Raw genomic sequence first — 9,423 nt, 5'->3', positions numbered from 1 at the left:
ACCCCGTCGTCCAGCACACCAGCGGCATGAATCACCGCGACAAGCGGATGCCCGGCCGGGATCTCGGCGAGCAACGCGGCCAACGACTCACGGTCAGCCGCATCACACGCCGCCCAAATGACCTCAGCACCCAACTCCGCCAGCTCCGCCGCAAGCACGGCAGCACCCGACGCCTCACCACCCCGCCGACTGGTCAGCAACAGACGACGCACACCACGCTCAACCACCAAATGCCGTGCGAACAAACCACCCAGCGTGCCACTCGCCCCCGTGACCAGCACCGTCCCCGCCGGATCGAAGGTGGTGTCCTCGGCGCCGGCGGCGGCACGGCCGAGCCGCGGGGCCTTCGGCGCACCCGCACGTATCGCGATCTCCTGCTCGCCGCAGTCCAGTGCGGCGGGCAGGGCGCGCAGCGAGTCCGGGTGGCTGTCGATGTCCACCAGTACCAGGCGGCCGGGGTTCTCCGACTGCGCGGAGCGCACCAGCCCACGGACCGTGGCGCCGATCAGGTCGGCGACCGGCTCGCCCGCACCGGCCGCCACCGCGCCCGAGGTCAGCAGCACCAGCCGGGATGCGTCAAACCGCTCGTCGGTCAGCCATTCCTGAAGCAGCGCCAGTGTGTCCGCGGCGGCCTGGTGCGCGGCGACGGCGAGGTCTCCGGCGCCGTCGGCGGACGGTGTGACGAAGACGTATTCCGGGATGTCGCCGGACTCGGCCAGCGCCGTCAGGTCCGGGTAGCCGTCGACCGCCGCGCCGACGACGTTTAGCCCCAGGACGTCCGTCCCGAGCAATGCCCACCGGCCGGGCCCGGCGATGTCGGCCGTCGGCGCCGGGACGTCCGCCCAGTCCACGCGGAACAGCGCGTCCTTGACGCCGCCGCCCGCGCCGCCGGTGCCCGGCTGCTCCGGTGCCACCGAGCGCAGCGCCAGCCGTTCCACGGAGGCCACCGGGGCGCCCGTGACGTCGGCGAGCTCCAGTGCCACCGTGCCGTTCCCGGCGGCGGACAGCCGCACCCGCACCGCGTCGGCGCCGACCGAGTGGATGGTCACCCCACCCCAGGAGAACGGCAGTTGGCCCCGGCCGGTGCTCTCGACCAGGTCACTCAGCCCGATGCCGTGCAGCGCCGCGTCCAGCAGCGCCGGGTGCAGGCCGAACAGCCCGGCGCCCGGCTCGACGCCCTCCTCCAGCGCGACCTCAGCGAAGACCTCGTCGGCCCGCCGCCAGGCCGCCCGCAGCCCCTGGAAGGACGGGCCGTAGCCGAAGCCGGCCTCGGCCAGGCCCTCGTACAGGCCCGCGGTCTCGATGGGTTCCGCGCCCGCCGGGGGCCAGGCGCTCAGGTCGAACGCCGCCGGCCGGCCGGCGCCCGCCCCCAGGATGCCGGTGGCGTGCCGCAGCCACGGTTCGTGGTCCGCGGCGTCGTCGGCGCGGGAGTGGAAGGCCACCGAGCGGCAGCCGCCGGCATCCGGAGCGCCGACCGCGATCTGGAGGGCCACCCCGCCCTGTTCGGGCAGGATCAGCGGGGCCTCAAGGGTGAGCTCCTCGACCAGCTCACAGTCGGCCTGGACACCGGCCCGTACGGCCAGCTCCACGAAGGCGGTGCCGGGCAGCAGCACGGAGCCCATCACGAAGTGTTCGGCGAGCCAGGGGTGTGTCTCCAGCGAGAGCCGCCCGGTGAACAGGAAGCCGTCGACGTCGGCCAGTGACACGGCGGCGCCGAGCAGCGGGTGGTCGGCGGAGCCGAGCCCGGCCGAGCTGACGTTGCCGTAGGCCGTGCCGGCGTCCAGCCAGTAGTGCTCGCGCTGGAAGGCGTAGGTGGGCAGTTCGACGCGCTCCGCGCCGGTGCCCGCGTAGTAGAGCCCCCAGTCCGGCACGACGCCGCCGACGTGCAGGGTGGCGAGGGCGGTGGTCAGGGCCTCGGCCTCGGGACGGCCGGCGCGCAGAGCGGCGACGAAGGACAGCCCGTCGCCGGTGACGCAGTCCTGCGCCATGGCGGTGAGCACCCCGTCCGGGCCCAGCTCCACGAACGTGGTGACGCCCTGCGCCTCCAGGGTCCGTACGCCGTCCAGGAAGCGGACGGCCTCGCGGACGTGCCGCACCCAGAAGTCGGCGGTGGCGATCTCGGCCGCGGGCACGACGGCGCCGGTGAGGCCGGAGACGACGGGGATCTTCGGGGGCTCGTACGTCAGCCGCTCGGCGACCTTGCGGAAGGCACCGAGCATCGCGTCCATGCGGGGCGAGTGGAAGGCGTGCGAGACGGTGAGCCGCTTGGTCTTGCGGCCCTGCTCCTCGAAGCCCGCGGCGATCTTCAGCACGGCGTCCTGGTCGCCCGCGATGACCACAGACTGCGGACCGTTGAGGGCGGCGATGCTCACGCCCTCGGTCAGCTGCGGCAGCACCTCCTCCTCGGACGCCTGCACCGCGATCATCGCACCGCCGACGGGGAGCCGCTGCATCAGCCGGCCACGCGCGGCCACCAGCAGGGCGGCGTCGGCGAGGGAGAACACCCCGGCGACATGGGCGGCGGCGATCTCGCCGATGGAGTGGCCGGACAGCAGGTCGGCCTTCAGGCCCCAGGACTCCACCAGCCGGTACAGCGCGACCTCGATGGCGAAGAGGGCGGGCTGGGTGAACCCGGTCCGGTTCAGTTCCTCGGCGTCGTCGCCGAACAGCACGTCCTTCAGGGGCCGTTCCAGACGGGGATCCAGCTCGGCGCAGACGGCGTCCAGCGCCTGTGCGAAAGCGGGGTAGGCGTCGTACAGCTCACGGCCCATGCCGAGCCGCTGGCTGCCCTGGCCGGTGAAAAGGAAGGCCACCTTGCCGCGGCCCTCGGTGCCCTGGATCAGCCCAGCGGCGGGCTCGCCCGCGGCCAGCGCGGCCAGTCGGTCCAGGAACTCCCCTCGATCACCGGCGACGACGGCTGCTCGGTTCTCCAGTGTGCTGCGGGTGGTGGCCAACGAGTGGCCGACGGAGAGCGCGTCCAGCTCGGGGCGGGCGGTGACATGAGCGTGCAGCCGGGCGGCCTGGACACGCAGGGCGTCTTCGCTTTTGGCGGAGAGCACCCACGGCAGCAGCGGCAGGGTCCGCTGCACCACTGGTGCGGCGTCGGCAACGGCCTCGACGTCGGCGTCGGCGGCCTCGGGGGCCTCTTCCCCCATGGCTTCGTCCATCGCCGGGGCCTGCTCGATGATCAGGTGGGCGTTGGTGCCGCTGATACCGAAGGAGGAGACGGCGGCGCGGCGCGGCCGGTCGGTCTCCGGCCACGGCCGGGCCTCGGTGAGCAGCGACACGGCGCCCGCGGCCCAGTCGATGTGCGGGCTGGGCCGGTCGATGTGCAGGGACTTGGGCAGCACACCGTGTTCGATGGCCTTGACCATCTTGATGATGGCCGCGACCCCGGCGGCGGCCTGGGTGTGGCCGATGTTCGACTTGATGGAACCGAGCAGCAGTGGCTGGTCGGCGGGGCGCTCCTTGCCGTAGGTGGCCAGCAGCGCCTGTGCCTCGATCGGGTCGCCCAGCTTCGTACCGGTGCCGTGCGCCTCGACGACGTCGATCTGGTCGGACGTCAGCCGTGCACTGGCCAGGGCCTGACGGATGACGCGCTGCTGGGACGGGCCGTTCGGCGCCGTCAGGCCGTTGCTCGCGCCGTCCTGGTTGACGGCCGAGCCCCGCACGACCGCCAGCACCTTGTGGCCGTTCTTCCGGGCGTCGGAAAGCCGCTCCACGAGCAGCATTCCGGCGCCCTCGGACCAGCCGGTGCCGTCAGCGGCGGCCGCGAAGGACTTGCAGCGGCCGTCGAAGGACAGCCCGCGCTGCCGGCTGAACTCGGTGAACGTGCCCGGGGTGGACATCACCGTGACACCGCCGGCCAGCGCCAGGGTGCACTCGCCGTTGCGCAGCGCCTGCATGGCCATGTGCAGGGTCACCAGCGACGACGAACAGGCCGTGTCGACCGTGACGGCCGGGCCCTCCAGGCCGAAGGTGTACGCCACCCGGCCCGAGGCGATGCTGCTGGAACCGCCGGTGCCGAGGTAGCCCTCGACACCGGGCGGCACCGCACGCAGCCGCGACGCGTAGTCGTGGTACATCACGCCGGCGAACACGCCGGTGCGGCTGCCGCGCACCGTCGTCGCGTCGATCCCGGCGCGCTCGAACGCCTCCCAGGCGGTCTCCAGCAGCAGCCGCTGCTGCGGATCCATCGCCAGCGCCTCACGCGGGCTGATACCGAAGAACGCCGGGTCGAAGTAGTTGGCGTCGTGGAGGAATCCGCCCTCACGGACATAGCTGGTGCCCGCGTCGTCCGGGTCGTCGTTGAAGAGCCGCTCGATGTCCCAGCCGCGGTCGGTGGGGAATTCGGAGATCCCGTCCCCGCCCTCGGACACCAGTCGCCACAGGTCCTCGGGCGACTCGACACCGCCCGGGTAGCGGCAGCTCATGCCGACGATCGCGATCGGTTCCTGGTTCCCCGACTCCACCTCCTGGAGGCGGCGGCGGGTCTCATGCAGGTCGGCCGTCACCCGCTTGAGAAAGTAACGGAGCTTTTCCTCATTCATTTCGTGCGTTCCCCTTCGAGGAATCCGGTGCATCCGATATGCGGCTCCGCCGCGTGGTCGGGGTGCTCATGCCGCTCACGGTCACGGTCACGGTCGCGGTCACAGTCAGGAGATCCCGAATTCCTTGCCGATGAATTCGAAGAGGTCGTCGTCCGTGGCCGATTCGATCTCATCGGTGACGTCGGCGCCGTCCTCCGGTCCTCGGTCGTCGCTCCACCTGGTCAGCAGAGCCTGGAGTCGTGCGGTGATCCTGGTCCGGCCCTCGTCGTCCGGGGTGGCCCCCACGAGAGATGCCTCCAGCCGGTCGAGCTCGGCGAGCAACGGGGTCACCGCGCTCGCGTCGTCCGGCACGAGCTCGCCGCGCAGGAACCGGACAAGTGCGTTGACTGTCGGGTGGTCGAAGATCAGCGTGGCCGGAAGCCGTACGCCGGTGGCCGCGCCCAGGCGGTTGCGTAGCTCGACCGCGGTGAGCGAGTCGAAGCCCACCTCGCTGAACGAGCGTGCCGGGTCGACCACTTCGGGCCCGGAGTAGCCGAGCACGGCCGCCACCTGGACGCAGACCAGCTCCACCAGCGCCTCGTCCCGCTCGGGCACCGTCAGCCCGGCCAGCCGCTGGAGCAGCGCGTCGGCTCCGGCAGCCGCGGCCGCGGCGGACTCGGTGGCGCGGCGCACCGGCACCCGGACCAGGCCGCGGAAGAGCGGCGGCAGCATGCCGCTGCCTGCCAGTGCGCGCAGCGCGGCCAGGTCCAGCGGCATCGGCACCAGTACCGCCTCGTCCGTCCGGACGGAAGCGTCGAACAGCTCCAGGCCCTGCTCGGCGGTGATCGCGACGACGCCACCGCGCCGGATCCGGGCGGTCTCCGCCTCGTCCAGCTCGCCGCCCATGCCGCCCTCGGCCCACAGGCCCCAGGCGAGGGAGGTGGCGGCCAGGCCGTTCTCCCGGCGGTGCTGGGCCAGCGCGTCCAGGAAGGCGTTGGCGGCGGCGTAGTTGCCCTGGCCCGCACCGCCGAACACGCCGGCGGCGGAGGAGAACAGTACGAACGCCGACAGGTCCCGGTCCCGCGTCAGTTCGTGCAGGTTCCAGGCCGCGTCGACCTTCGGACGGAACACCCGCGCGAGGCGGTCCGGCGTCAGGGAGCCGATCACACCGTCGTCCAGCACACCGGCGGTGTGCACGACACCGGTCAGCGGGCGGTCGGCCGGAATCACGTCCAGCACGGTTGCCAACGCCTCCCTGTCGGCGACATCGCAAGCCGCCCAGGTCACGGTCGCGCCCGCCGCGGCAAGTTCGGAGCCGAGTCCGGCGGCGCCGGGGGCGTCCTGGCCACGGCGGCTGACCAGCAGCAGGTGGCGTACGCCGTGCTCGGTCACCAGGTGCCGGGCCACCAGGCCGCCCAGCATGCCGCTCGCGCCGGTGACCAGCACCGTGCCCTCGGTGTCCCGGGCCGTGGCCTTCGCCCCGGCCGCCGTGCGGGCCAGCCGCGGTGCCAGGACCACGCCGTCGCGGACGGCCACCTGCGGCTCGCCCGCGGCCAGCGCGGCGCCGACCGTCGTGCGCGGGTCGCCCCGGCCGTCGGTGTCCACCAGGACGATGCGATCCGGGTTCTCCTGCTGGGCGGTCCGCGCCAGGCCGAGCGCCGCGGCGCCGGAGAGGTGCGGCATCGAGTCGCCCGCGGCGGCGATCACCGAACGGGAGGTCAGCACGACCAGCTTGGCGTCGCCGAACCGCTCGTCGGTCAGCCAGCCCTGCACCACGTCCAGCAGATCCGCGGAGACCTCGTGTGCCGCGGCGATCACATCACCACCCTGGACCGGGCCGGGCACCACGAACACGAACTCCGGTGCCTCGTCGCCCGATTCCGTCGCGGCCGCCAGCGCTGCCAGGTCCGGATGGGCGGTGAGCCCGAGCGCGTCGGAGCCCACGACCGCCCACCGGTCGGCCGGTACAGCACCGGCCTGCGTCGGGACGGGCGTCCAGTCCACCCGGAACAGCGCGTCCTTGAGGCCGCCTCCGGTACCGGCACCGAGTTGCTCCGGCGCCACCGTGCGCAGCGCCAGACCGGCCACCGAGGCCACCGGGGAGCCCGCCGCGTCGGCGAGCTCCAGGGCCACCGTGCCGTTGTCCGCCGAGGTCAGCCGGACCCGCAGCGCGGAGGCGCCCACGGCGTGCAGCGAGACGCCGGTCCAGGAGAACGGCAGCCGGCCCTGGCCGCCGCCGGATTCGGCGGCGGCCAGCCCCAGAGCGTGGAGTGCGGCGTCCAGCAGGGCGGGGTGCAGTCCGAAGGTCTTCGCGTCGGACTCCGCCTCGTCGGGCAGCCTCACCTCGGCGAACACCTCGTCGCCGCGCTTCCAGGCGGCCGTGAGCCCCTGGAAGACCGGTCCGTAGCCGAAGCCGGAGTCGGCCAGGCCCTCGTACAGGCCGTCGGTCGGGATCCGTTCCGCGTCCACCGGCGGCCACGCGCTCAGGTCGAACGCCGGCTCCGTGGCGTCGCCCGCCACCAGCGCACCGGTGGCATGCCGCAGCCACGGCTCGTCGGCCGGGGCGCTCTCCGCACGGGAGTGCAGCGTCAGCGCGCGGCGGCCCGCCTCGTCGGCCGCCAGCGCCAGCCGTAGCTGCACGCCGCCCTGCTCGGGCAGGATCAGCGGGGCCTCCAGGGTGAGTTCGTCCAGCCGGTCGCAGCCGACGTGCTCGCCCGCACGGAGCGCCAGCTCCACGAAGGCGGTGCCCGGCATCAGCACCGTGCCCATCACGGCGTGGTCGGCCAGCCAGCCGTGCGTGACCAGCGACAGCCGGCCGGTGAAGGCGACGCCGTCGGAGTCGGGCAGCTCCAGGGCCGCGCCGAGCAGCGGGTGATCGGCGGCGTGCAGGCCGATCGAGGAGGCGTCGCCGCCGGCCGGACCGTTCAGCAACCAGAACGGCCGACGCTGGAAGGCGTAGGTCGGCAGCTCCACCCGCCGGGCGCCCGTGCCGGCGAACACGGCCGCCCAGTCCAGGGCCGCGCCCCGGACGTGGGCGCCGCCCAGCGCGGCCACGAAGGTCTCGGGCTCGGGGCGGCCGGAGCGCAGGGCGGACACGAAGGACAGCCCCTCGCCGGTGACGCAGTCCTGCGCCATCGCCGACAGGACCCCGTCCGGGCCCAGCTCCACGAAGGTGGTGACGCCCTGTGCCTCCAGGGTCCGGACCCCGTCGAGGAAGCGGACGGCCTCGCGGACGTGCCGCACCCAGAAGTCGGCGGTGGTGATCTCCTCAGCGGAGACCACGGCGCCGGTCAGGCTGGAGACGACCGGAATCCGCGGCGCCGCGTAGCTCAGGCCCTCGGCGACCTGGCGGAAGGCGTCCAGCATGCCGTCCATGTGCGGGGAGTGGAACGCGTGGCTGACGGTGAGGCGCTTGGTCTTGCGGCCCTGCGCCTCGAAGGCTTCGGCGATCTCCAGCGCCGCGTCCTCGTCGCCCGCGATCACCACGGACGACGGACCGTTGAGCGCGGCGATGCCGACCCGCTTGCCGGTCAGCGGCGTCACCTCGTCCTCGGACGCCTGAAGGGCGATCATGGCGCCGCCGGCGGGGAGTTCCTGCATCAGCCGGCCGCGTGCCGCCACCAGCTTCGCCGCGTCCGCCAGCGACAGCACACCCGCCGCATGGGCGGCGGCGAGCTCGCCGATGGAGTGCCCGGAGAGGAAGTCGGCCTTCAGCCCCCAGGACTCGGTGAGGCGGTACAGCGCCACCTCGACGGCGAACAGCGCGGGCTGGGTGAAACCGGTCCGGTTCAGCTCCGCGGCGTCGTCGCCGAACAGTACGTCCTTCAGCGGCCGCTCCAGGTGCCCGTCCAGGTGCGCGCACACCGCGTCCAGCGCCTGGGCGAAGACGGGGAATGCCTCGTACAGCTCGCGGCCCATGCCGAGCCGCTGGCTGCCCTGGCCGGTGAACAGGAACGCCGTCCTGCCGTCGGTGACCTGACCCTGTATCACCGCGGCGGCGGGGCGCCCCTCGGCGAGCGCTTCCAGGCCGGCCAGGAAGCCGTCCCGTTCGCGGGCCACGAGCACCGCACGGTGCTCGAAGGAGGAGCGGCCGGTGGCCAGTGCGTGGCCGGTGTCGGCGACCGTGGCCGCCTGTCCGGCGGTCTCCAGGTGGGCCAGCAGCCGTGCGCCCTGGGCGCGCAGCGCCTCGGGGTCCTTGGCGGAGAGCACCCACGGCAGCACGCCGGGCTCGCGGGTCGCCGGCTCGGCGGCCACGGTGTCCTTTGCCGGGGCCTGCTCGATGATGGCGTGCGCGTTGGTGCCGCTCATACCGAAGGAGGACACGCCGGCCCGGCGGGCCCGCCCGGTCCGAGGCCACGGCCGGGACTCGGCGAGCAGCTCGACGGCGCCCGCCTCCCAGTCGACGTGCGGCGAGGGCGCGTCGACGTGCAGGGACTGCGGCAGCAGGCCGTGCCGCATCGCCATGACCATCTTGATGACGCCCGCGACACCGGCGGCGGCCTGGGTGTGGCCGAAGTTGGACTTGATGGAGCCCAACCACAGCGGCCGGTCCTCGGGGCGGTCCTGGCCGTAGGTGGCCAGCAGCGCCTGCGCCTCGATCGGGTCACCCAGCGTCGTACCCGTGCCATGCGCCTCGACCGCGTCCACCTCGGACGCCGTCAGGCCGGCGTTGGTCAGTGCCTGGCGGATGACGCGCTGCTGCGACGGGCCGTTCGGGGCGGTCAGCCCGTTGCTCGCACCGTCCTGGTTGACGGCGGTGCCGCGCACCACGGCCAGCACCTCGTGGCCGTTCCTGCGGGCGTCCGACAGCCGCTCGACGAGCAGCATGCCCACGCCCTCGCCCCAGGCCGTGCCGTCGGCCGCGGCCGCGAACGGCTTGCAGCGGCCGTTCGCG

Annotated in this window: 2 protein-coding genes; both read right to left on the bottom strand. The window is 73.6% G+C overall.

Annotated features, from left to right (window positions below; genetic code table 11):
* Positions 1 to 4,550: beta-ketoacyl synthase N-terminal-like domain-containing protein (locus tag ABTZ94_RS33715; RefSeq protein ID WP_351206639.1), on the bottom strand; the 4,550-nt coding region annotated here is incomplete at its 3' end.
* Between the two features lie 105 nt (positions 4,551 to 4,655).
* Positions 4,656 to 9,423, bottom strand: a 4,768-nt coding sequence (locus ABTZ94_RS33710; protein WP_351206637.1) for a type I polyketide synthase, incomplete at its 5' end; no start/stop codon positions are given.

The sequence above is a fragment of the Streptomyces sp. NPDC002785 genome (assembly GCF_040295565.1).
Lineage (GTDB): Bacteria > Actinomycetota > Actinomycetes > Streptomycetales > Streptomycetaceae > Streptomyces.
This window is presented reverse-complemented; position numbering and strand designations above follow the sequence as displayed.